The sequence below is a fragment of the Acinetobacter sp. 1207_04 genome (genome assembly GCF_052850415.1).
The window spans coordinates 130420-154049 of the sequence record NZ_VXCQ01000009.1 but is presented as its reverse complement, the minus strand read 5'-3'; the positions used below and the strand labels follow the sequence as shown (position 1 = coordinate 154049).

Here is a 23630-nt window from a genome sequence, read left to right as displayed (position 1 = left end):
AAATCATAAAAAAATCAGCCGAATGGCTGATTTTTTTATTTTCTATATATAGAAAGTATTAAGTTTCTGCAACTTCCGATGCTTCTTCAGGCGATGTGACCGCCTCCTGTACCATATTGAGCGATGTTGTATGTTGAGGTGCTGTACCTTCTTTGCGTCTTGATTCTAATTTTATTTTTAAACGTAATTCATTAACAGAATCCGAATTTCGCATTGCTTCATCGTATGAAATGGAGCCTTCATCATATAAATCAAATAAGGCTTGATCGAAAGTTTGCATTCCTAATTCACGAGATTTGGTCATAATTTCTTTTAAGGTATAAAATTGTCCTTTGAGAATATTTTCAGCCATCAAAGGTGTATTCAACATAATTTCAACAGCAGCTCGACGCCCTTGGCCATCTTGTGTACGAACTAAACGTTGAGAAATAATCGCTTTCATATTTGAAGATAAATCCATCAATAGTTGGTTACGACGTTCTTCAGGAAAAAAGTTAATAATACGATCAAGTGTTTGATTCGCATTATTGGCATGCAATGTACCTAAACATAAATGTCCAGTTTCAGCAAAGGCTATGGCATGCTCCATAGTTTCTGTATCACGAATTTCACCAATCAAAATCACATCGGGTGCCTGACGTAAGGTATTTTTTAATGCACTGTGCCAAGAATGGCTATCTACACCTACTTCACGATGCGTTACCATCGATTTTTTATGTTTATGTACATATTCAACAGGGTCTTCAACCGTAATTATATGCCCTGCTGAATTTTCATTCCGATGATCAATCATTGCTGCAAGAGAAGTCGATTTACCTGAACCTGTCCCACCGACCACTAAAATTAAACCACGTTTTTCCATAATCACATTTTTCAGCGATGGTGGTAATTTCAGCTTGGTAAAGTTAGGAATTTCAGCGGTAATCGTACGAATGACCATACCCACTTGTAGTTGTTGTTGAAATACATTCACTCGATAGCGAGAAACATTAGGTACTGAAATTGCGAAGTTGCATTCTAATTCTTGTTCAAACTCTTTACGCTGGCGTTCATTCATTAAACTATAGGCAAATAAACGTGTTTTATCTGAGGTTAATGCCTGTTGTCCAATGGGTTTCATCAAGCCTTGATGCTTAATACTTGGTGGAAAATCAGCAGAGATAAATAAATCAGAACCACCGTATTCGACCACTTTTGTTAACATATGGAACATAAAGCGCCGTGCTTCATCCAATAATTCTTCAGTAAACATATTATCCACAGACCTTAAATTTTCACTATTTTTATAAAGTTTATGCACGTATCTTTGATACTGAGCATTTTTATAATTTTATATTGCATTGATTTAAAAGATATATATTTAAATACCTAAATAAAAAATAAAAAATAAAAAAATGAGTTTTAAATCTCAAAGAAATCAAAATATGTAAATAAAAACAAAAAAGATCATCCTGAGATGATCTTCCTATTTTTGAATCAACATTTACGCTGAAAGTTTTAATTGTATATTTTCTAACTGCTGTGCAACTTTTAGCAGCAAATGTTCAGTTTTATTCCAACCTAAACAACCATCTGTAACAGATTGACCATAAGTCATATGATCGCTAATTTTTTGCTGACCATCGACTAAATAGCTTTCTAACATTACCCCACGAACTTGAGTTAAATCTCGCTCACGAATAATTTGTTCAAGAATTTCAGGTTGTAGCATTGGGTTTTTATGGCTATTGCCATGACTACAATCAATCACCAATGCAGGTAAATCATGTTGCTTTGTACGTATTTTTTCAATTTCAGCCAATTGATAATTGGTGCCTGTATTTGAACCACGTAAAATTAAATGCGGTTTTGGATTGCCTTGCGAATGTAAAATCGCAGGCAAACCTTGTTGGCTCATCCCTAAAAACTGATGTGGATGTGCTGCTGACTGAATGGCATCCAATGCAATCTGAATTGAACCATCTGTACCATTTTTGAAGCCAATACTGAATGGCATTTGGCTTGAAATCTCACGATGAATTTGTGACTCACTGGTACGCGCGCCAATTGCGCCCCAACTGAGTAAATCATCAAAATAAGCCGTTGCCATTGGGCTTAAAATTTCAGTGGCAATGGGTAAGCCCATTTCTATAATTTGTAAAAAAAGTTCACGAGAACGCTCTAGCCCAAGTTGCATATTGCCTGAACCATCAAGTAAAGGATCGTATAAAAAGCCTTTCCAACCGACAGTTGTACGTGGTTTTTCAATATAAGTTCGCATCACAATAAAAATTTGATCTTGAACTTGTGTCTGGATTTTTTTTAGTTTTTCAGCGTATTCGAGTGCAGCAATAGGATCATGGATTGAGCATGGACCCGTAATCACCATGAGACGTGGATCTGTACCATTTAAAATATTTTCAATGGTTTGACGGTGTGTGTTTACTTGCTTTGTTAATATTTCTGATAATTGAAATTGTTGTTTTAATTGATGTGGTAAGCTCAGTAAAGTTTCATTATTACTGTGTACTGTATCTTGTATTGGGGTTTGATTAAGCATTTTCATTGGTCTATTCCTTTGGACTATCTCTATCAGTCCGATCTTTTATTTGAGCGTTTGATGTCTATGCGTTTGTAGATTTTCAGAAATAACCTGAAAAAAGTTTGACCAAGAAAAGTTGCTAAAATATGTATAAGTAAAAGTGTTCATTGGAATCTCCGAAATTTGCTGAATGTGAAGCATAAAAAAACCTGATCGTTGCCGATCAGGTGTAAACTTTGATGGGCAACTAAATTGTGCCCGAACGTGTCTAGGCAACTATTTAAAATATTGCCAAAAATAATATACGTTTAAAATCAAAGGTTGTTTCAACATTTTATGTCTTCACAATAAAATATGTTCATTAAAGTTACAATACGCTGTGTTTGTGAATTTGACAAGTTATTTCTAAAAGAATTGAATAAAAATAAGTAACATGTCGAATATCTATAGCAATTTAAAATGTTTATCTCAGTATTTATATCGGTGCATGATTTTGCATCATGCAAATGGCTTCATCCGCACAGATTGCACGGCTAAATAAGAAACCCTGCCCCATATTACAGCCAACAGCCTGTAAACGTTGTAGTTGTAAATCGGTTTCAATACCTTCGGCAATAATATCTAATGACAGAATTGGTCCCAATTTAGCAATACCTTCAACAATGGCATTAATCGGCTTTTCTTCATTCATGCGGTTGACAAAACCACAATCAATTTTTAAACAATCTACAGGATAATCACTGAGATGGGTAAAAGATGAATGCCCTGTACCAAAATCATCTAGTGCAATACGCACCCCTGCATTTTTCATTTTTTTCAAAGCGCGAATGACATATTCATAGCCACGCTCTGCCAACATATGTTCGGTAATTTCAATTTCAACCAATTCATGTGGAATATTATAAGTACTTAATCGTTTTAATAACTTTTCAGCGTAATTATCTCGCATAAATTCTACAGGTGAAGCGTTAATTGAGATTGGAACAGTATCAATGCCTTGCTCTAACCACATTGCAATATCTTGGAAAATGCGTGTTTGCATGGTTTCAGTGATTTTACTTGCCAATTCGTAGTCATTGAATGCTTCAACAATTGTTGATGGTAATTGAACTACACCTTCGGCATCATGCCAACGTAATAAAGCCTCAAAACCAATGAGTTCTCGTGTATCTAAACGTACTTTGGGCTGATAATAAGGTTCAATCAAATTGCTTCGTAAAATCTCTCGTGCTGTGTCAAGTTGTTGTATTCGTAATGCAGAAATTTCATACATTTCATGGCTAAATCTTCGAAAACCACCACGACCACGATCTTTAAGGTCATTAAGTGCGGTATCAGCACATTTCATCAATCCTAAAGCATCATTAGCATCGGTTGGATAAATAGCGCCCCCCATACTCATTCCGCTATTGATGAGCTTACCTTGATAAGTAACGGGCGCATCGAGCTGTTCTAAAACTTTTGATGCAACTTGATGCATTTCTTCCGCATCAGTCATGTTAGAAATAATAATAGCGAATTCATCACCACCCAAACGAGCCACATAAGCATTGTCTTCAAGACAATTCATCAAACGTTTTGAGAGAACTTTAAGAAGGTGATCACCCGCAGAGTGACCAAGTGTGTCATTGATATGTTTAAAATGATCCAGATCCACAAGAATCATACCCACGATTTTCTTGACTTCACGAGATTGCATGATGGATGCTTTCAGAGCTTTCTTGAATGAGCGTCTATTCATTAATCCTGTAAGTTCGTCCATTTCACTAGAAACTCGAAGCTTATTTTCAGCAATTTTTTGTAAGGTTACATCACGTGAAACACATAAAATACTTGTCGTTTCTCCATTCTCATTAACTACAGGTGTAAGAATATTATCCCAATATTGGCGACCTTCACCTATACCACTCATACCAGCAAAACGACTATTTTTACCTTTAATGGCATCGTTAATTGCTTTTTGCCCTTTACTGCGTACTTCAGGTGGCAACAGGTCTAACCATTTCATTCCAAATTTTTTCTCACGTTCTCGACCCAATAAAGCCAAGCAACCTGAGCGGTTCATATGTGAAACTGTGCCATTCGGACGAACGATCTTAATACAATCTACACTCACATCAAGCATGTCGGTATGTGCACGTAACATGTCAGAAGTTTCACGTAATAAAACTGCACGTTCATGAATATTTGTACAGCTAATCATCCAATTGAAGTCGGCTATATTGGATTGCATACTTTGTGCTGATAATAGAAACCACTCATACTCACTAGTATGATAGTTTTTAATTCGACATTCTTTTTCGAATTTTTTTCCTGTTTTTTGTGCATGTGTCCAAAGGTTATACATATGTTCAGCATCTTCTGGATGAATGAATTTCATCCATTCTGTTTCAGAGATATGATGATTTTCGACACCAATATATTGCTTCAGTGCACTATTTGCATAGCGAGTAGACACACCAGTTACCCAAACTAAATGAGGTAATAAGTCAAAAGCGAATTGTAAGGCATCACTCATTTGTCCTTTAGATGGAATAATGACTTTCGGAGATGTATCGGCCTGATTCAAAATAGAATCACTTTGCAAGTAGCTGCGTGGCATATAGTTTCCTTTGGATTATCCGCATACTATTTAATATAAACTGAATAAAACAACTGTGTAATTTTTAATCGTGTTAAATATTTAGTTTAATTAAATGGTTTGTTCATTATGTCTAATTATATATGAAAAAATTATAAGTGTGAAATAAATCACATTTTATATGTATTGATATTCCTCATCAACGGCTCTAATTTACTCACTTTCAGATCAATTAACAAGCAATTGCCTGATAATATTTTTATTACTTAATATTAATTTTTAAATACCTGTATTATTTAAATATCAAGGAAATTGATCAGTTCGTTTTATGAGGGTGATTTTACATAGTTATCATTTTTATAATCTATTTTTAAAAAATAATAATTAAAACAGTATCTTGATTTTCATCTTACTTTTAAAATAAAGCCTAAAAAATATATGGTTTATTTTAGGCTTTTAATATTTTTAATACTATTGATTTTTATTTAAGTAATTTTTAATAATGATATTTACTTGCTCAGGTTGTTCAGCATGTAACCAATGCCCTGCATTTTCAATTGTTTCTAATTCAACATGATCGAATTGTTGATCAATTGCTTTTATATGCTCATCTTTAGAGATATATGGAGATTGTCCACCTCGAATAAATAATGTACGTTTTGACCATAATTTAAGCGCCTGCCAACCAATAATATCTGCATAATGATCAAAAATAAATTGGACATTAAACAACCAGCGACCTTTATTAAATCCTTTAAGTAAGAATTGGATTACCATCTCTTCTTTTAAGAAATTTTGCATGATTTCATAAGCTTCTTTACGGCTTGCTACGTTAGCTTGTTCTACTGCAAATAATGCCTTAAAAATAGAATCGTGGTGATTTTCTTGATAAGCAAATGGGCACATATCTAAAACAATCAAATTTTGTAAGCGTTTTGGAGCGAGTTCAGTCAATTTCATGGCAATTTTTCCACCCATGGAATGTCCAATTACAGAGAATTGTTCAATGTTTAAATGGTCTAATGTTTCTATGACATCTTGTGCCATGACCGTATAGTTCATTTCTTTATCATGTGCAGATTTGCCATGATTACGTACATCCAATTGAAGAACGGAATATTCCAATTGTAAGACACGTGCAATCATACCTAAATTACTCAAACTGCCAAAAAGCCCATGGATCAGTACAATTGTCGGTTTAGACTGTGGCTCAGCGCTTTTTTGAAATTCAAAATTGAGTAGCATGACATGTTTCCCTGAAAAATATAGATCTACTTCGAAGCAGAGTATTATGCTAATTTTTTATTTATTCAATCATAATTTTCCCTAAATATTATAACGTTGATCTAGAACATTTAAACATAAAAATGGGATGCCTAAGCATCCCATAAGGATTTTGTGTCATCGGTTATTCAGGCATTTAAGTCTGAATAAAATAATTCATTTTCAATCTTAGTTTAATTTATTTTACTTGACCAATAACCAATTGTTGATTGAGTAAAGTTCTGACTTGTTTTTGAAGCTTTTGATTATCTACCTTTTTCTTTGCTGTCGCTTTAGCTTGATCACTAAAATAGCTGTAATGTGCTTTTTCATCTTTTCCTGCAAATTTCAAAGCAAGTACTTCATTTTGTTCAAAAGCTTGTTTCCAAGTTTGACGAACGGTTGCCCAATAGTCTTTGTTTTTATCCCAATATTCATAAGCTGGTTTAAAATCAAAATCTTTGACTAAAGTATATTGGTTTACGCCAAGTTCACGTGCAAGTACGGTATTGGTTTTACTGTCAAATTTGACATTATCCTGTTCATGTACCCAACCCGTTGCAGTTAAAGCCTGACGATTAATACCAATAATCACATCGTAATCATCACGTGTTGTATGTTCACGTCGTGGTAATGGACGATAAGTTTCATTAGATGTCCAAGAGATTACACCATTATTCTTACCCCAAAGACCTAAACCTGCATAGCGTGGAGAATCATCCACTTGCCAAACGGTTTGTAACCATTTGCCCTGTGCTTCTTCAGCTTTCAATGCAATTTTTTGCCAACGATAATTGCCTATATAGCTCCACATTTGCGTTGGTTGATATTCCCAATCTTGGCGCCAATGCTTCACAACATGCCCTTCACCAATCAAAATATGTTGTAAAGAAACTTTATTGGCAGTGTTTTCAAGCACAATAACGGTTTCGTGTCCCTCAGATAAATCATTTTCTTTTAATTTATAACCTGCTTTAAGCGCATACAATTCTTCAAAACGAAAATCAACTTTATATTCACCTGCCATTTTTAAAATAGCCTGACGTGCCTGTTCTTGAGTCAGGTTTTCATGCAGACTTTTTTGTAAAAATGCTTGTTTCAAATCCATTTGTGCATCCGTGGTTACTGTTGTTTTTTGTATTTCAGCATGAGTTACTGAGCACCCCAAAGCCAGTAACATCATAAAAAAATAATTCACACGTTGTTTCATAAATACATTCCAAACTTGTCTTAAGATACTGATTTATTTCATTTACATTGGCATTTTTAACGCTATTTTCTGTATTCTGAAATCTATCAGATTACTATTGTAAATTATTATGATAATCATTACCATTTGCAATTATAAATATTTTCAATAGCGAACCACCGTGAACAAGTGTTTTTTTGTGAATACGCAACCGATTCCATTTCGTCTTGCTGTCTTAAGTTTGGCACTGATTGGTTGTGGTCTAGGTACCCCAAATAGTGCTATGGCGGAATTGAATGCGGATCAAAAAATGCAGCCGATTGTGATTACCGCAACACGATCTGAAAAAAAATTGACGGACAGCCCGATCAAAACAGAAATTATTGATCAAAAAGAATTACAACGTACCAATGCCCTGACGCTCAAAGATGCGCTTGAGAATGTTCCCGGTATTTTATTAAGAGAAATTCATGGAAAATCGGGCTATGAAATTTCATTGCAAGGCTTAACCAGCGATCAAGTTCTTATTTTAATTGATGGTCTACCCCTGGCAGCAAGTACCAGTTCCACGGTTGACTTGGATCAATATTTAATCAACGGTGTTGAGCGCATTGAGGTAGTAAAAGGTGCAGCATCGGCACAATATGGCTCGTCTGCCATGGGCGGAGTCATTAATATTATTAGCCAAAAAGTCAAAGATGGCATATCTGTTTCAGGTCAAGTCGATATTGGCAGTTATGGCAAACAAAATGCCAACGGTAAAAGTGCTTCGGTGAACAATCACCATGAAAAAATAAATATTGAAGCAGCACAAGGTCGTTTCAAAGGGCGTGTCAGTGCTGATCTGTTGTCAAATGATGGCTTTGCGGTAGATCCCGATTTATACCCTTTGCAAGGTGATCAACAAAAACGTCAACAATATGCTTTATACGGTGCATGGCAGCCGTCTGATCAATTTTTACTATGGGCAGATTTTAATGACTACCAAGAAACAGATCATCAACGAAGTTTAAATTTTGTTCCACCTTTTTATTTACAGCAATACAAAGTAGAAGATATTGAGCGTCAGCGTTTTAGCGCAGGCAGTCAATGGAATATTCTTGATGATTTAAAGCTTGATATCAAAGGTGTACATGAAACTTATGACACTACATCCACACAAACTTTAGATGGTTATTTATCGGCATTACGCCATTCAAATCAAGAAAATAATCATGTCAGCACACAACTGAGTTTGCCTAAGTGGCGTAATCAAAATTGGCAATTGGGTTACGATTGGCATGAAGAAAAACTCGAACAGAACAATAATGGAAAATTTGAAATGCAAGGTGGCGCTGTCAGTCGAGATCGTCATGAATTTTATCTACAAAATGATTTAAAACTTAGCGATAAGCTAGACGCTGTAATAGGTTGGCGTTTCCAAAATGATGATGATTTTGGCGATCATAATGCATTTAAATTAAGCACAAAATATCGTTTTTATGAACAGAATGACTTACTTGCCGATCTACGTTTCAGCTATGGGCAAGGTTATCGGGTTCCGAATTTAAAAGAACGATTCTATTCTTTTGATCATAGTCATTTGGGTTATATCGTAATTGGTAATCCAAACTTAAAACCTGAGCAATCAGACAGTTATCAACTTGGTTTAAGTCTAGTCAAAAATGATCTATGGAATGCAGATATCAACTTCTTTTGGAATGATATTAAAGACTTGATTCAAACAGATTATGACAATGCCGCCGTGATCAATGGTATTACCCAATATTCTTATAGCAATGTTGCTCAAGCTGAAACGAAAGGAATTGAAACCACAGCGCAGTGGCAACTTTCCCCACAAACACGCCTCAATGCAGCTTATACCTATACACAAGCCAAAGATAAATCAACAGATTTAGATCTCACTCGCCGACCTGAGCACATTGCCCGACTTGGTGTCGATTATGCCTTCACGGATGCATTGGATGTCAGCTTACGTGCACGTTATCAAAGTGATGAATTTGGTGATAGCGCCAACAAACATACCTCGCCTGATTGGTTCAGTTTAGATGGTCAAATTGAGTGGCAATTTTCGCCTTATCTGACGGCATTCGCAGGTATGGATAATATCTTTGATGAACAACGTGATTTTAGTGCGGCATTTGATTATCGCCCGATTGCGGGGCGTTATAGCTATATGGGTCTACGTTTCAATTGGCAAAAAAGTTTAAATCATTAATCACAGTTAGATCAGTCTGAAATCTAGAAAGATTTTTAAATTTTATAATTCAACCATTTTTCAACAAGATGCTTTAAAACTAAGGAAGTAGTACATGAACAATCGTTCTGATTTGAGTAAAACAATAATGTCGAGCTTTACGACATCTTTAACCATGACGCAGCTCTCTAAAGTCATGGCATTAACTACATTGGGGCTAATTTTAACTGCATGTGGTGGTGGCAGTTCATCAAATGACAATTCAAACTCAAATACAGGCGGTGGTAATGTTACACCACCCGCTTCTACCGATTTATTTACAGTCAAAGCAAAAGAATGGAAAATTCAACCTGCATCCAATATGTCTTATTGTTATGACATTGATACGCAAGCACAAATCAGTTGTGATGGCAGTGATTGGGATTTGAAATTTGCAATGGGTACACGAACGCCATTGTTATTTACCAATAGCGGGGTGAGTGGCTCAGGAACTGGTGGTGCTTTATATTCTCCATTTGATGCTAGTTGGGCAACGCTCAGTAAAGAAAAAGATGCAACTCAAGCAGGTGCATTGCCTGCTCAAGCATGGATTGTCGATGCATTTAGTAATGCATTTATGGACAGTAAAAATGGTATAAGTAGTTTCTTTGAATATGATGTATTTGGTGATCATCGTATGTCACCGAATTTTAAGACTTATTTAGTCACAACTGATAATAGTTCAACCAAAGTCATTGGTACGGTTGAGAAACCTGTATTTGCTGTACAAATTTACAATTATTATCAAGGTTCTACCTCAGGTTATGTCTCTTTACGCTATATCAATACAGCAAATCCTGAAGATGTTCGAACATTGACAGTTGATGCAAGTAAAGGTTGGGCATATGTTGACTTAAATACAGGCACAATTAGTGACAAAAGCACGGGGTCATGGCAATTAGCTTTCAACCGCTATAATGTCCAACAAAATGCTCAAGTCGGAAGTGTTGTTGCCTCTCAACCTACAGGCTTTTATGATGCAGATGGTAAAGTCATCACTGAGAAATTTAAGGATAGTAATGCTTTTACAGCGACCTTAACAGATTTAAAAGCTACAACAACAGCAACAGTTTCAAAATGGGGTTCAAATACGATTACTTCTGTGTTGAATCCTGCTTACCAAGGGGCTTATCCTGCCAAGTTAAATTATGGTTGGTATAATTATTATCCAACCATTGAGACAGCTCAGGCAGATGGTTTACAAGCTCCTCATATGCTCAAAGCCAATATTGACAATGCAACGATGATTCGTGGTAATAAAGGTTCAAGTTATGCACGTGTACATTTAAAAGAAATTAGCTATGCCGATCCAGCAAAGGCTGCAAGTCAATCGACATGGACCTTCGAATTTGATGTTCAACCGAGCAAATAAATGAAATGAGTTCTAGATGATAAGTCTTCTCTACTCTTTTCTTTGGGATAGATTGGATAAGTACGATGAAATCGTCATAATTCATTGTTACAACCCATAACTATACAACATGGAGCTTTGGCTCCATGTTTATCGTTAATAACGCTAAATATGCAAAAATGATGCCTGTTATAAACCAAAGTTGAATGAGTTATAAGAAAATTTCGTATTTCTGCTGTTGAGTCAGACTTCGATATACATATATGATCGAGCACGACAAATATCGTTTAATCATTACCATTATTGTAGGACTTTGACCATGTTTCAACATGTAGATGCTTATGCAGGAGACCCGATTCTTTCTCTTATGGAAGAGTTCGGAAAGGATGAGCGTAGTAATAAAGTCAATTTGAGTATTGGTCTTTACTACAATGAGGACACGATTGTTCCTCAACTTGAAGCAGTTAAAACAGCATTGAAAAAAATTGAACCGCTTAATGAAAAGGTAAAACTTTATTTACCTATGGATGGTTCAAAGTCTTATAACGCTTCTACACAACAATTGGTATTGGGTGAAAACTCACAAGCTCGCCAAAATGGTCGTGCAGTGACGATTCAAACTTTGGGTGGTTCAGGTGCACTCAAAGTCGGTGCAGATTTCTTAAATAAATATTTTCCTGATTCTGATATTTGGGGCAGCCAACCGACTTGGGACAATCACATTGCGATTTTTAATGGCGCAGGCGTGAAATCACATTTTTATACTTATTTTGATGCATCTACCAATGGTGTTGATATTGAAGGAATGTTGGCAGATTTACAGACTATTCCTGCAAAAGGTATTGTCTTGCTCCACCCTTGTTGTCACAACCCAACAGGCGCGGATTTAACACCTGAGCAATGGGATAGCGTGATTACTGTATTACAAGAGCGCGATTTAATACCATTCCTCGATATTGCCTATCAGGGTTTTGGTCAAGGTCTTGAAGAAGATGCTTATGCAATTCGTGCGCTCGACAAATCGGGTATGAATTTTATTGTTAGTAATTCATTCTCAAAAATCTTCTCAATTTATGGCGAGCGTGTTGGTGGCTTAACGTTCGTGGCAGACGATCAAGAAACGGCATTAAAAGTTTTAGGTCAACTTAAAGCAACTGTACGTCGTATCTACTCTAGCCCACCAACAACAGGTGCGTTAGTGGTTGATACTGTCTTGAACAGCCCTGAATTGACTGCACAATGGCATGCCGAATTGAACGAAATGCGTGAACGTATTATTCAAATGCGTCTTTTACTGCAAGCAAAACTTGAAGCTGCATTACCAGGACGTGATTTTAGCTATCTTGTGAAGCAGCAAGGTATGTTCAGTTATACAGGTTTAACTGCAAACCAAGTTGATACTTTAAAAGATCAATACGGTATTTACTTGCTTCGTAGCGGGCGTATTTGTGCTGCAGGTTTGAACTTGAAAAACATTGACTATGTGGCAACATCTTTTGTGGATGTATTAAAAACAGTCGCTTAACACAACAAAATTTATAAATTAAATAGATCTTTAGTTAACTAGGGATCTATTTAGATTTGACAATTTGAGTTATTTTTGTACAATACCTATTCCTCGCCCCTTTCTTATAAAGAGTAACGCCAATGAAGTAAGTCATTTTCTCATCATTATTTTTTAATTTTTTTTTGATGTGTAAAATAGACCATACTCTAGGCAAGATTTCTCTATAACTATATTTTCGTTTATTTTTTTAACATATACGTTTTATTTATAGCACTCTATTCCTACAAAATCATTTTGCACGTCCTCAAACTATGGGGATTGTTATGACTCAGCAAGCTTGTGTAATTTCTAATTTAAGCTTTGAATTTCCAACTCAATTAATGTTTGATCAATTTAATTTTGTACTATTTTCGGGACAAATATCGGCATTGATTGGTCGCAATGGTTTAGGAAAATCACTTCTTTTTAAGCTTTTACATGCTCAAAATAATTCAGAATTTGCTTTTTCAGGGAATATTTCATGGAATATACCGCATGATTATTTACCTCAACTACAGCGTTTGAATGCAGATACAATTGCGCATACCTTAGGAGTTGAGCATTTACATCATGCTTTTTTACGTATTGAAAATAATACAGCAACTTTTGAAGATTATGATTTGGTTGAACATTGTTGGGATTTACCACAACAATGGCAAAACATTTTGCTCAATGCTAATTTACCGACAGATTTAGAGTTTCCTGTGCATCAACTCAGCGAAGGTCAAAAAACTAAATTAGCATTGTGCCGTTTATTCTTAAAACAGGATCATTATTTACTTTTAGATGAACCAAGTAATCATTTGGATGCTTCTGCTCGTCAATGGTTAATAAAATCAATTCATGCGCATAAAGGTGGTGTTTGTATAATTAGTCATGATCGCCAATTGTTGAAGCATGCTCAGCATATTTTTGCTTTAAGTGATCTTGGACTAAGACATGTTTCTGGAAATTATGACGATTACCTTGAGCAATATCAGCTACAATTGAATGCCTTAACACAATCAATTCAACAGGAAAAACGTACATTAAAACTACAATGTAAGCAACAACATGAAACTCTGATGAAAACACAGAAACGACAACGTAAAGGAATTCAATTAAGAGCAGCAAGTTCTCAAGCAAAAGTTTTGTTAGATTTTAAGAAAGAACGAGCTGGACACAGCTTTGGAAAACTTAGAGCACAACAAGTTCGTCAAAATGAAGAAAGCTATGAAAATTTAAATGAAAAACAGAAACAATTTGAAAAAATTAAGCCTCAAAAATTTGAATTTCATTTTCACTCTACTCAATCGGGTGAAATTTTAAGACTTAATGATATCAAAATACCTTACCGACCTGATCTAAACATAAAATTTGCTGTTCATGTGGGTGAAAAACTTCATCTGAAGGGCAAAAATGGTGTTGGTAAATCCACTTTACTAAAAATGATTCATCAGCATGAGCATGGAATAATTCAAAACCATTTACAAAATGCAGATGTTTTCAAAATTGGACAAAGTATTTATTTAGATCAAAACTTTAGCTTATTAGATGATGAACTCACTGTTATAGAAAACCTAACACGCTTTAATCCCAATATTCTTGAGGTTGAGTGGCGTGGTTTATTGGGGCAATTACGCATTCGCCGTGAAAAATCTCTACTTCAAATTGCGCAACTCAGTGGCGGTGAAAAACTAAAAGTGGCATTACTTGCTATCAGCCATGCACAGCAAAATGTTGATTTATTGCTTTTAGATGAACCTGAAAATCATTTAGATATTGAATCTAAAGCATTACTTGCACAAGCAATCTCACAATTTAAAGGTGCAAGCATCTTAGTTTCACATGATGATATTTTTGTAGATCAATGTGGAATTATTGATGAATATATATTGAATTAGCCTTTAAACAAACACCTGAATAAATTTAATTTATTCAGGTGTTTAAACCAATTATGAATTAACCACATGATGCTTGAATAATTTTTTTGGTTGTTGGATCAACAACAACAGTCACGCGATCTTCTCTATAATCCATTGTAACAGGTTGATTTGGTCCTACTTTACGTACATGACTTGCTTTGGTCAGTGACTTAATTTTTGCTTCTGATAAGTCATTTTGACCAATTAAAAGCGTTGCTTGATCTGCAATACATAATGTAGTTGGACTCTGCGATGGTGTAGAAGTACATGCAGAAACGGCTAAAGATAGAGCAGCTAAAAATAAAATTTTTTTCATAAGAATCATCATCCAAAAAATATACCATAACAAAAAAAAGTAAATATATCGGCATGAAATATCTAAATTTTATGTACTTATCATGTAAATGAGAAAGCTAACGAATATTGATCTGTAAGCTTTCTCTAAATTAATTTTCTATAAATTAATTAATTTTAAAAATGAATGACCGTGCGAATCGATTTACCTTCATGCATTAAATCAAAGGCTTCATTGATTTTTTCTAAACCCATTGTATGTGTAACAAAAGGTTCAAGCTGAATATCACCTTTCATGGCTTCTTCAACCATTTTTGGTAATTGAGTACGACCTTTTACACCACCAAAAGCTGTTCCCATCCACTTACGACCAGTCACCAATTGGAACGGACGAGTTGAAATTTCTTGACCCGATCCTGCAACACCAATAATCACTGATTGTCCCCAACCACGATGGGCACATTCAAGTGCTGAGCGCATGACATTGACATTACCGATGCATTCAAATGAATGGTCTACGCCCCAACCAGTCATTTCGACAATCACTTGCTGAATTGGTAGATCATAATCTTTTGGATTTAAGAAGTCTGTTGCGCCAAATTCTTCAGCTAATTTGAATTTTTCAGCATTTGTATCTATGACAATAATACGACCTGCTTTAGCTTTACGTGCACCTTGTACAACTGCAAGTCCAATACCGCCCAGTCCAAAGACAGCAACACTATCACCTGCTTGAACTTTTGCTGTATTGGATACTGCGCCTAAACCTGTCGTTACACCACATCCAAGCAAGCACACTTGCTCAGGATTAGCTTCAGGACTAATTTTTGCCAATGAAACTTCAGCAACAACGGTATATTCACTAAATGTTGAACAGCCCATATAATGGTAAATAGGTTCGCCGTTATAAGAAAAACGAGTTGTACCATCAGGCATTACGCCTTTGCCTTGTGTTGAGCGTACTGCAACACATAAATTGGTTTTATCAGATTTGCAGAATAAACATTCGCCACATTCTGCCGTATATAATGGAATAACATGATCGCCAGGTTTTACTGAAGTCACACCTTCGCCAACTTCAACAACGACACCTGCGCCTTCATGTCCTAGAACGGCAGGAAAAACACCTTCAGGATCATCACCTGATAAGGTAAATGCATCGGTATGGCACACGCCTGTATGGCTGATTTTTATGAGTACTTCACCTTTTTGTGGTGGCGCAACATCAAGCTCTACAATTTGTAGCGGTTGTCCTGGTCCAAATGCCACTGCAGCACGTGATTTCATCGTGAGCACATCCTTTATTGAATTACATAAACAGAGCCAATACAGTAACCTTTTTTACTTTACAGATTCAAGGTATAAAGGAATGATATGCTGTATTAATCATGGATTAAAAAAAGACCAATGATTGTTAAAAATTCACAAAATGAATCTGTAAAGATTATTTCAATATTCGGTGTAACGATGATGATTATGCTATTAACGGGCTGTGCACTTCCACGCAATCAAGAATCTAAACTACATCAAGAAACACAAACTCATCCTGAACAATGGATTAAAACGTCGCAAGAACGTGCTCAAGTCGATGCTGGAAAAACCGGTTATATTGCTATGAGCGACGCCTTTCAAAGTATTGCTGCACGTATACATTTAATTCGTGAAGCACGTCATACCTTAGATTTACAATATTACATTTGGGCCGATGATTTTATTGGCAAATTAGTACTATATGAGTTGTTGAAAGCTGCTGATCGTGGTGTTCAAGTTCAGCTCTTAATCGATGATCAAAATGGTACAAAACTAGACCCACAGTTAAAAGCTTTAATGGCACATCCAAATATTCATATCAAATTTTATAATCCTTATAAATATCGAAATTTTAGAGTTATAGATTATTTATTACGTGCTGCAAAAATTAACCGCAGAATGCACAATAAATTAATTATAGCGGATGGCACGATTGCAGTTACAGGTGGGCGCAATATAAGTAGTGAATATTTTGATGCAAGTTCATCATTTCAATTTACCGACATGGATATATTATTTTTAGGTACTGCTGTACACCATGCAAATACTGTTTTTGCTGATTTTTGGTATCATCCACTGAGTTATCCTGCACAGCAATTGCTTGATACAGGTACAGAAAAAGATTTAATCAAACTTCGGGCGCAATACAAAGATTTAGAAAAACAAGATCACCCTACAGATGATAAAGTGGATGCAGAACAAAAACAGTTAGCACAACAATTAAAAGAAAATCGGATGCAATGGGCAGATGCAAAATTCCTCGCCGATTCACCTGCTAAAACGTTAGATCAAGCGAAAGATCAGCAATTGATTATGTATCAAATTGAAAGAGAAATGGGACGACCAAAGAAAAATTTAGATTTGATTGCAGCTTATTTTGTACCTACTCAAGTTGGAACAAATTATCTAACCAATCTTTCCAAGAATAATATTGATGTTAGTGTCCTGACCAATTCATTCGTTGCCAATGATGTTGTATTAGTACATGCATTTTATCAAAAATATCGTAAAGATCTGCTCAAAAATGGCATAAAACTGTATGAATTTAAACCCTACATTGAACGTAAGCGCCGTACTTGGTACGAAATAGCAACAGGTAATGTGATCCCCGAAAAAGGTAAAAGTAAATCGAGTCTACACGCGAAATTTATAAGCCAAGATGATCAGGTTTTTATTGGCTCCTTTAATCTTGATCCACGTTCATTTCACCTTAACACTGAAGTTGGTTTAGTCGTCAAATCAGTAGATTTAGAAAAACAAATTAGTCAGTTGTTCAATGAACATAAATACAAAGTTGCTTATGAGGTAAAACTCAATGATCGGGGTGAATTAATTTGGTATGACCATCAGTCAAATGGAAAAATTCAAACGTACAGCCATGATCCGCAAACAACAAAATTCCAACGTTTTATGATGTATTCTGTTTCTTATTTACCAATTGAATGGTTAATGTAATTACATATAAATTACACTGTTCGTACTTTTATGAATTTAGCCTACCATTTAGATCTTTGTTAAAAACAGACATAAACCTTGATGCTCTTTAACTAAATTAACGTGCTGATAGCTAGCTTGTTTTAAACGCTGAAAATGTTCATATTTCGACATATACAGTTCGTTATTTTGCATCGCATCAGTAGCAAAAATATGATCACATACTAAATAACTTGCATTAGGTTTAAGTAGACTTTTAACTTCAATATGAAATTGAGTAGCATGATGTTTATGTCTTAACTCATGTAATGCTTGATGAATAATCACGACGTCGTAATGTGCTAACTCATCTCGCCATTGTGATGTTTTAAAATCTGCAATAACATAACTTGCTCGCTCTAACTCGCAAGAAAGTAACTTATTTTTAGAAAGCTCATGCATCGCTTGAGAAAAATCTACAGCGCTATAGTGGATATTTAGACAATGACTTAGTAGATGTTTTGCCAAAAAGCCTGGACCTGAACCTATTTCTAAAACGTGGATTGGGAGAGTATTTTTAATATGATCTCGTTGTTGTTCTAATTCTTGAATAAAACTGACATAATAATCAAAAAAGTCATAACGCCAAGGACGTTTATCATTGGCTTCATTTGCCCAATTTAATGCATCTTGAGGGTTTCTGAGGTCGATTGGACTTGGTACATCTTGAATATTCATAAACTTATCCTATTTGGCTTCTAGTTTTATCATCGCCAGCAAATAACTATTTATACTTATTTTCAATATATATAGGAATAATTTTACTCAGCTTTATTATTGTTTTACTATGCTCAACTTGCTTAATGCCCTATTTTTAGTTAGCTCTTCTCCCCATGCAGTTTTTTGATTTAAGTCAGCAATTCAATCTCAGTAATATTTTAGTTCCCCGTAAAACCTTAGATGATCTTAAAGAACAACATTGGTTTTTAAGTAAGGTTCGTGTCGAATATAACTGTATTCAAGAACATGATATTTTACAAGGTCAAGTCGTACTGAAGTCGAATCAAAATATTGAAATAGAACTTGAGTGGCAAATTGTTGATACAGGTCATGAATTACAAGTTTTATTTAAAGGTATAGAAGCTATTACTGTGGATGAAACCCTAGTCAAAGGTGCACAAATCATTGATGAAAATAACTGCCCTATTAGCACCCAACTGCTCAGTCTATGGATTGATGGAACATTACTTCCTCTTCTGCCTCATATTCGTAAAGAAATAAAAGCTCGACTTAATTTATGGGATTATGTGGAATATGAAGACTAATGCATTAGATAAAATGCTAATGGGTCTAAAATTGTAGAATTAATCATCTTCTTTTCCAATTTCGATGTTCTTTAATGCTGAAAGTGCCAAAGCTAATACATCAAATACTTTTTGATCAATGCATTGTGCAACATTAAATCGCATAAACTGTCCAGCATTTTCAGCTTGGCTAAATGAGTTCCCTGGCGCTAAGATCACATCATATTTTAAACATAATTTTGATAAATCAGTAGCATGAATACCATCAGGGAGTTTGCACCACAAAAATATTCCTGCTGTCGGTATGATCCAAGGATGAATCTCTAATTCTGCAAGCTTCCGAATGGTATCATTCATGGTTTTTAATAAGTGTTTTTTCAATCCATCTAAATACTTGGGATAACTGCTATCAATTAATGCTTGATAAATAATTTCAGCATTTAAATGGCTATGACTAAAATTTGTTGCAATCCTTAAATCGATCAATGCATCAATGCGTTGTACTTCGGAAATGATGTATCCACAGCGGACAGCGGCTGAAAGTGTTTTGGTAAAACTACCAATTTGAATGACTTGTTTAAAACCTGTTAGTGCAGCATAACGTGGTGCTGATGTTGTTTCAAAATCAGCAAAAATATCATCTTCAATGATCAAAAAATTAAATTTTTCTGCAAGTTTAGAAATTTGATATATCGTTTGTAACGAAACGATTGCCCCTGTGGGATTATGAATTGCTGAATTGGTTAGATAAATTTTAGGTTGAAGATTTAGTGCTTGCTCAAATATTGCTAAATCTGGACCATGCTCAGTAAACGGTATGGCAACGGCTTTAAGTCCATGCGCTTGAATCAATGCTCTAAAATTAAAATAACAAGGGTCATCTATTAAAATAACATCTCCCGCTTTCAGCACATTTCTAAAAATAAGATCTATTGATTGTGTAGCTGAATCGGTAATGAGAATCTGATTCAAATTTATTTTTAAATTATAAAGTTCTTTTTTCCGTGCAATATATTGTCTTAGTTCATTGTGTCCATTTGGCTTGGAATAATCGGTTAAAAAAATACGCTCAGATTTTGCAGCTTGCTTGAGTGCTTTACGAATTGTTTGTTCAGGCATCCAGTGACTTGGTAACCAACCACAACCCGGCTTTAATGTGTCTTTATTTGCTTCTAAAGATTGTCTAGAAATCCAAAGCGGATCAATTTCACGCTGATATTGAATTGGTGTTTCAGTATTTAGAGTCGGTTCAATTTTACCTAATACATAATAACCAGAACCTTTTCGAGATTCTAAAATGCCTTCTGCTACTAATCGTGCATAGGCTTCAACAACCGTCGAAATTGAATAATTGAGTTGTGTCGCCAACTGACGAACAGAAGGTAAACGAGCACCTACTATCAAAGACTTATTTGAAATTTGATCTTGAATAAATTGCACTGTATAGGTGATTTTAGTTTTGGCCATATAAAATACGTCAATAAAATTTAAAAATTGTATTGTTTAAATAAGCATAACAGTTTCGAAAAACTGTATTTGATTGTAGCTATTCCATTATTTAAAAATATCGTTAAATCATCATAATTTCAATGCGTAATTTAGTACTTAAGACATGAGTGACTTTTTGATGAATAAAATAAATATAGGTTGGATCAATGGTTTTATTGGTGTAGCGATCTTTGCTGGATCATTACCTGCGACACGAATCGCCGTGATCGGATTTAGTCCTGAATTTTTAACTACTGTTCGGGCTTTAATCGCAGGATTCATCGGGCTCATGTGTTTATTATTGCTTAAACAAACAAAGCCTAATTTGCAACAGTTCAAGTCATTAACCATTGTAGCTTTGGGTGTTGTTATCGGTTTTCCATTATTTACAGCACTTGCTTTGCAAAGTGTAACCTCTTCCCATGCGATTGTTTTTGTCGGCTTATTACCGCTAGCTACCGCTATTTTTGCTGTTTTACGTGGTGGAGAAAAGCCAAATTTGCAATTTTGGTTATTTGCAATTTTAGGTAGTACATGTGTCATGGGTTATATGTTTTACCAAAACCAAAACTTTAATTTAAACATTGGCGATTTCTATATGTTAATTGCCGTTATAAGTTGTGGTTTAGGTTATGCTGAAGGTGGAAAACTCTCAAAAGACTTGGGTGGTTGGCAAGTCATCTCATGGGCACTGGTTATTACATTACCGCTGATGTTCATTGGAACAATCTACTATTTCCCAAACAATTTTAATGCTGTACATACCGCCCAAATTTTAGGCTTAATTTATGTATCTGTATTTAGTATGTGGCTTGGTTTTCTATTCTGGTATAAAGGTTTAGCTCAAGGCGGAATCGCAAAAGTAGGACAAATTCAACTCTTGCAACCTTTTATTGGGTTTTACTTTTCCTATTTATTGCTTAATGAAAAAATTGATTTATCGATGATTGTTGTCTGTATCGCAACCATTATTTGTGTGGCGTTAGCAAAGAAATTTGCTTAAAAACATTTTATTTACTTCTTAAAGATACTTTAATAAAGAAATACTTATAAATTACTTTGAAGATATTAAACCAACATCTTCAAACAACTGTCTATAAGCTTCTGCTTTCTTTTCCAAAGCCAAAGGATATGCTCTAGAGGAAGAAGGCATACGATACAAAGTGATTTCGCGATCTGCAAACAGAGTTTTAACAGCTTGACCAATTTTGGGTTTTTCTGTTTCTTTTGGCATTGAAAGCATTAAGGTGTCCGTAGCTTTATCTCCTGTCGTCATAATGCTATGACATTCAGGAATTTTGGCTAAAAGCACTGTTAAATCCGTTGGTGTTTCAATCTGCAAAAATTTGTCTGAAGCATTTCCTGTTAAACGAATAACCTGATACGCCGTGTCAAAAATTGCAATGCCTTTTTCAGTTAAAAAATTTCGGATCTGTTGTTCTTTAAAATTCTTATTAGGTAAATCTAGGAAATGATCTTTATCGTTGAAAAAAATTAAACCAAAAATTCGCCACATATCATTTTGATAGTTTGGATAATAAAAATCCATTTTCCAACGTGTTTTTGGTGGTGGAAAACTGCCAAGCATCAATAATTTTGCATTTGCTGGTAAGAATGGTTCAAGTGGATGGGTTTCGATAATAGACATATAGTTTCAGAATCCATACTTTTACTTATTTACGTTGAATTTTTTCAACAATTTGCTGTGCCCAAAGTTGATAAATCTCTTTACTTGGATGAAACCCATCTTCTGCCATTTGTAAATTCAATGTTTTAAAATGCGCTAAATCAAATTGAATTAAATGATAGTCGCCTGCATTTTCAAATTTTCTCTTTTGCTCAATGAGTTTTTCTAATTTATTATTCATAGCACTTGAATATTGTCCAAACAACCAACTTAAAGGGTTTGGCAAGGCAGGAAAGAGATTCATTGGAGGAACGCCAGTAACTAAAACCATTTTGGGAGAAAATTTCCTTTCAATTACAGTATAAAATTCTTGTTGTTGCTGAATCCATTTTTGAGGTGAAATTAACTTAGTGACATCATTGACACCCACGGAGGTGATAACAATATCAAACGGTTTAATTTCCAACATTTGCATTCTTTCCAAAACTTGTAATGTCGTATCACCTGTTCTAGCTTCCAACTGATAACGCAGATCAAAATCGTGTTGAAGCTCTGTTAAAATTGAGCCTAGTAATGCATCTTGTTGATTTTCGACACCAACACCTGCTGCAGCTGAATCTCCAACAATAAGAATAGATAATGCTGTTTTTCCACTATTGAGCACTCCCTTACGTTGTCCTTTGGCTTCAGGTAATCGGAGTGTATTCTTTTTAACAAAATAGCCTTGAATCAATAAGGATGGCAATAGTGCAGCAGTGAGTATTTTCAGCATAATTTATAAGATGCATTAGAAGTGTGGTGCTTGCTATATCTTACACGTTTATGTCAATTTTTTCAGAACCTGATTTCGATCAAGCCTTTGAAATATTTCATGACAATATTGGGGATCAAATTACACTGACGGATAATTCAAGACAATGGATTGATCCCAATTGTAAATCAAGTCGTGACTTTAGCTCTAAAATTGCTGCTTATAAGCAATGGCTTGAAAAAAACATTTTTCTTGTACTATGCTTTAACCCTGAAAAAGATACTTTAGATGAATCGACATTGAATGATTTCTTAGCATTGTTAAATGGTATTGTCAGTGCTTCAACGATTTCTCGGGTTAAATTACGTCAGCAGCCGAAAATTGATAGTATTTCATTTGTTGAAATTCCACGTAATACGACAATTGAAATATTTGGCACTCCTATTGCTCAGCATTGGGTGAAAGTCCATATTTTATTGGATGATACGGAATCGGAAGGCTATTTACAGTTGGCATATATCGTTAAATCTTACCAATCCATACAAAAATTGCATCTAAAATATAGAGGAATATATTCCTCTATATCCAAAAAACTTGCGAAGTAAACAGATTGGAGAGAATTTTTAAACCAC

19 protein-coding genes are annotated in these 23630 nt (G+C 35.0%); 8 read left to right on the top strand and 11 right to left on the bottom strand.

The window, feature by feature from the left end; translation table 11 throughout:
• Positions 1-58: 58 nt before the first annotated feature.
• The 5 genes from FW754_RS10175 to FW754_RS10155 form a co-directional block, all read right to left on the bottom strand.
• Entirely contained in the window at positions 59-1252 is a 1194-nt protein-coding gene (locus FW754_RS10175; RefSeq protein WP_419348314.1) for a PilT/PilU family type 4a pilus ATPase, read from the bottom strand.
• A 231-nt stretch (positions 1253-1483) separates the two neighbouring features.
• On the bottom strand, positions 1484-2545 hold the full coding sequence (locus tag FW754_RS10170) for a 3-deoxy-7-phosphoheptulonate synthase (protein WP_419348312.1): 1062 nt from the start codon (positions 2543-2545) through the stop codon (positions 1484-1486).
• A 451-nt stretch (positions 2546-2996) separates the two neighbouring features.
• Positions 2997-5123, bottom strand: coding sequence for a bifunctional diguanylate cyclase/phosphodiesterase (locus FW754_RS10165; protein ID WP_446324582.1), 2127 nt, complete (start codon positions 5121-5123; stop codon positions 2997-2999).
• Between the two features lie 450 nt (positions 5124-5573).
• Positions 5574-6347 carry an alpha/beta fold hydrolase gene (locus tag FW754_RS10160; protein WP_419348309.1) on the bottom strand — a complete coding sequence of 258 codons (774 nt, stop codon included), beginning with the start codon at positions 6345-6347 and terminating at the stop codon, positions 5574-5576.
• Between the two features lie 217 nt (positions 6348-6564).
• A complete protein-coding gene (locus FW754_RS10155) occupies positions 6565-7575 on the bottom strand; it encodes a DUF6607 family protein (protein WP_446324581.1) in 1011 nt (336 codons plus the stop codon).
• Positions 7576-7837: 262 nt separating this feature from the next.
• Between FW754_RS10155 and FW754_RS10150 the strand changes: the two genes are divergently transcribed.
• From FW754_RS10150 to FW754_RS10135, 4 genes are all read left to right on the top strand, one after another.
• On the top strand, positions 7838-9772 hold the full coding sequence (locus tag FW754_RS10150) for a TonB-dependent receptor plug domain-containing protein (protein WP_446324600.1): 1935 nt from the start codon (positions 7838-7840) through the stop codon (positions 9770-9772).
• A gap of 94 nt (positions 9773-9866) precedes the next feature.
• A complete protein-coding gene (locus FW754_RS10145) occupies positions 9867-11162 on the top strand; it encodes an HmuY family protein (protein ID WP_446324580.1) in 1296 nt (431 codons plus the stop codon).
• Between the two features lie 298 nt (positions 11163-11460).
• On the top strand, positions 11461-12666 hold the full coding sequence (locus FW754_RS10140) for an amino acid aminotransferase (RefSeq protein WP_446324579.1): 1206 nt from the start codon (positions 11461-11463) through the stop codon (positions 12664-12666).
• 305 nt (positions 12667-12971) lie between these two features.
• On the top strand, positions 12972-14570 hold the full coding sequence (locus tag FW754_RS10135; RefSeq protein ID WP_446324578.1) for an ATP-binding cassette domain-containing protein: 1599 nt from the start codon (positions 12972-12974) through the stop codon (positions 14568-14570).
• 58 nt (positions 14571-14628) lie between these two features.
• On the opposite strand, the gene FW754_RS10130 is transcribed toward FW754_RS10135, so the two are convergent.
• Positions 14629-14907: an I78 family peptidase inhibitor gene (locus tag FW754_RS10130; RefSeq protein ID WP_409510081.1), complete on the bottom strand. Its 279-nt coding sequence runs from the start codon at positions 14905-14907 to the stop codon at positions 14629-14631.
• A gap of 155 nt (positions 14908-15062) precedes the next feature.
• Positions 15063-16172 carry an S-(hydroxymethyl)glutathione dehydrogenase/class III alcohol dehydrogenase gene (locus tag FW754_RS10125; RefSeq protein WP_409510082.1) on the bottom strand — a complete coding sequence of 370 codons (1110 nt, stop codon included), beginning with the start codon at positions 16170-16172 and terminating at the stop codon, positions 15063-15065.
• 180 nt (positions 16173-16352) lie between these two features.
• Between FW754_RS10125 and FW754_RS10120 the strand changes: the two genes are divergently transcribed.
• Entirely contained in the window at positions 16353-17870 is a 1518-nt protein-coding gene (locus FW754_RS10120) for a phospholipase D-like domain-containing protein (RefSeq protein ID WP_446324577.1), read from the top strand.
• Between the two features lie 48 nt (positions 17871-17918).
• On the opposite strand, the gene FW754_RS10115 is transcribed toward FW754_RS10120, so the two are convergent.
• The gene (locus tag FW754_RS10115) at positions 17919-18566 is read right to left on the bottom strand and encodes a class I SAM-dependent methyltransferase (protein WP_446324576.1); all 648 of its coding nucleotides are present in this window, start codon (positions 18564-18566) and stop codon (positions 17919-17921) included.
• 155 nt (positions 18567-18721) lie between these two features.
• Between FW754_RS10115 and FW754_RS10110 the strand changes: the two genes are divergently transcribed.
• Positions 18722-19153 (top strand): hypothetical protein, encoded by a 432-nt coding sequence (locus tag FW754_RS10110; protein ID WP_446324575.1) that lies wholly within the window; start codon positions 18722-18724, stop codon positions 19151-19153.
• 39 nt (positions 19154-19192) lie between these two features.
• On the opposite strand, the gene FW754_RS10105 is transcribed toward FW754_RS10110, so the two are convergent.
• Complete coding sequence (locus tag FW754_RS10105; RefSeq protein ID WP_446324574.1) at positions 19193-20599, bottom strand: aminotransferase-like domain-containing protein; 1407 nt, start codon at positions 20597-20599, stop codon at positions 19193-19195.
• A 160-nt stretch (positions 20600-20759) separates the two neighbouring features.
• Between FW754_RS10105 and FW754_RS10100 the strand changes: the two genes are divergently transcribed.
• Positions 20760-21623 (top strand): DMT family transporter, encoded by an 864-nt coding sequence (locus tag FW754_RS10100; protein WP_446324573.1) that lies wholly within the window; start codon positions 20760-20762, stop codon positions 21621-21623.
• A gap of 51 nt (positions 21624-21674) precedes the next feature.
• On the opposite strand, the gene FW754_RS10095 is transcribed toward FW754_RS10100, so the two are convergent.
• Entirely contained in the window at positions 21675-22268 is a 594-nt protein-coding gene (locus FW754_RS10095; RefSeq protein ID WP_446324572.1) for a uracil-DNA glycosylase family protein, read from the bottom strand.
• Positions 22269-22293: 25 nt separating this feature from the next.
• Positions 22294-23022 (bottom strand): SGNH/GDSL hydrolase family protein, encoded by a 729-nt coding sequence (locus FW754_RS10090; RefSeq protein ID WP_446324599.1) that lies wholly within the window; start codon positions 23020-23022, stop codon positions 22294-22296.
• A gap of 47 nt (positions 23023-23069) precedes the next feature.
• Here FW754_RS10090 and FW754_RS10085 point away from each other — a divergent pair, with 47 nt between their 5' ends.
• Positions 23070-23603, top strand: coding sequence for a hypothetical protein (locus FW754_RS10085; protein WP_446324571.1), 534 nt, complete (start codon positions 23070-23072; stop codon positions 23601-23603).
• Positions 23604-23630: the final 27 nt, after the last annotated feature.

What these genes read in the sequence shown, in the direction of transcription:
- FW754_RS10115 (WP_446324576.1), bottom strand. Translation starts at nt 18,566, where the DNA reads ATGAATATTCAAGATGTACCAAGTCCAATCGACCTCAGAAACCCTCAA.
- FW754_RS10150 (WP_446324600.1), top strand. Translation starts at nt 7,838, where the DNA reads ATGGCGGAATTGAATGCGGATCAAAAAATGCAGCCGATTGTGATTACC.
- FW754_RS10120 (WP_446324577.1), top strand. Translation starts at nt 16,353, where the DNA reads ATGATGATTATGCTATTAACGGGCTGTGCACTTCCACGCAATCAAGAA.
- FW754_RS10085 (WP_446324571.1), top strand. Translation starts at nt 23,070, where the DNA reads ATGTCAATTTTTTCAGAACCTGATTTCGATCAAGCCTTTGAAATATTT.
- FW754_RS10155 (WP_446324581.1), bottom strand. Translation starts at nt 7,575, where the DNA reads ATGAAACAACGTGTGAATTATTTTTTTATGATGTTACTGGCTTTGGGG.
- FW754_RS10130 (WP_409510081.1), bottom strand. Translation starts at nt 14,907, where the DNA reads ATGAAAAAAATTTTATTTTTAGCTGCTCTATCTTTAGCCGTTTCTGCA.
- FW754_RS10145 (WP_446324580.1), top strand. Translation starts at nt 9,867, where the DNA reads ATGAACAATCGTTCTGATTTGAGTAAAACAATAATGTCGAGCTTTACG.
- FW754_RS10165 (WP_446324582.1), bottom strand. Translation starts at nt 5,123, where the DNA reads ATGCCACGCAGCTACTTGCAAAGTGATTCTATTTTGAATCAGGCCGAT.
- FW754_RS10135 (WP_446324578.1), top strand. Translation starts at nt 12,972, where the DNA reads ATGACTCAGCAAGCTTGTGTAATTTCTAATTTAAGCTTTGAATTTCCA.
- FW754_RS10175 (WP_419348314.1), bottom strand. Translation starts at nt 1,252, where the DNA reads ATGTTTACTGAAGAATTATTGGATGAAGCACGGCGCTTTATGTTCCAT.
- FW754_RS10095 (WP_446324572.1), bottom strand. Translation starts at nt 22,268, where the DNA reads ATGTCTATTATCGAAACCCATCCACTTGAACCATTCTTACCAGCAAAT.
- FW754_RS10125 (WP_409510082.1), bottom strand. Translation starts at nt 16,172, where the DNA reads ATGAAATCACGTGCTGCAGTGGCATTTGGACCAGGACAACCGCTACAA.
- FW754_RS10160 (WP_419348309.1), bottom strand. Translation starts at nt 6,347, where the DNA reads ATGCTACTCAATTTTGAATTTCAAAAAAGCGCTGAGCCACAGTCTAAA.
- FW754_RS10170 (WP_419348312.1), bottom strand. Translation starts at nt 2,545, where the DNA reads ATGAAAATGCTTAATCAAACCCCAATACAAGATACAGTACACAGTAAT.
- FW754_RS10110 (WP_446324575.1), top strand. Translation starts at nt 18,722, where the DNA reads ATGCAGTTTTTTGATTTAAGTCAGCAATTCAATCTCAGTAATATTTTA.
- FW754_RS10140 (WP_446324579.1), top strand. Translation starts at nt 11,461, where the DNA reads ATGTTTCAACATGTAGATGCTTATGCAGGAGACCCGATTCTTTCTCTT.
- FW754_RS10100 (WP_446324573.1), top strand. Translation starts at nt 20,760, where the DNA reads ATGAATAAAATAAATATAGGTTGGATCAATGGTTTTATTGGTGTAGCG.
- FW754_RS10105 (WP_446324574.1), bottom strand. Translation starts at nt 20,599, where the DNA reads ATGGCCAAAACTAAAATCACCTATACAGTGCAATTTATTCAAGATCAA.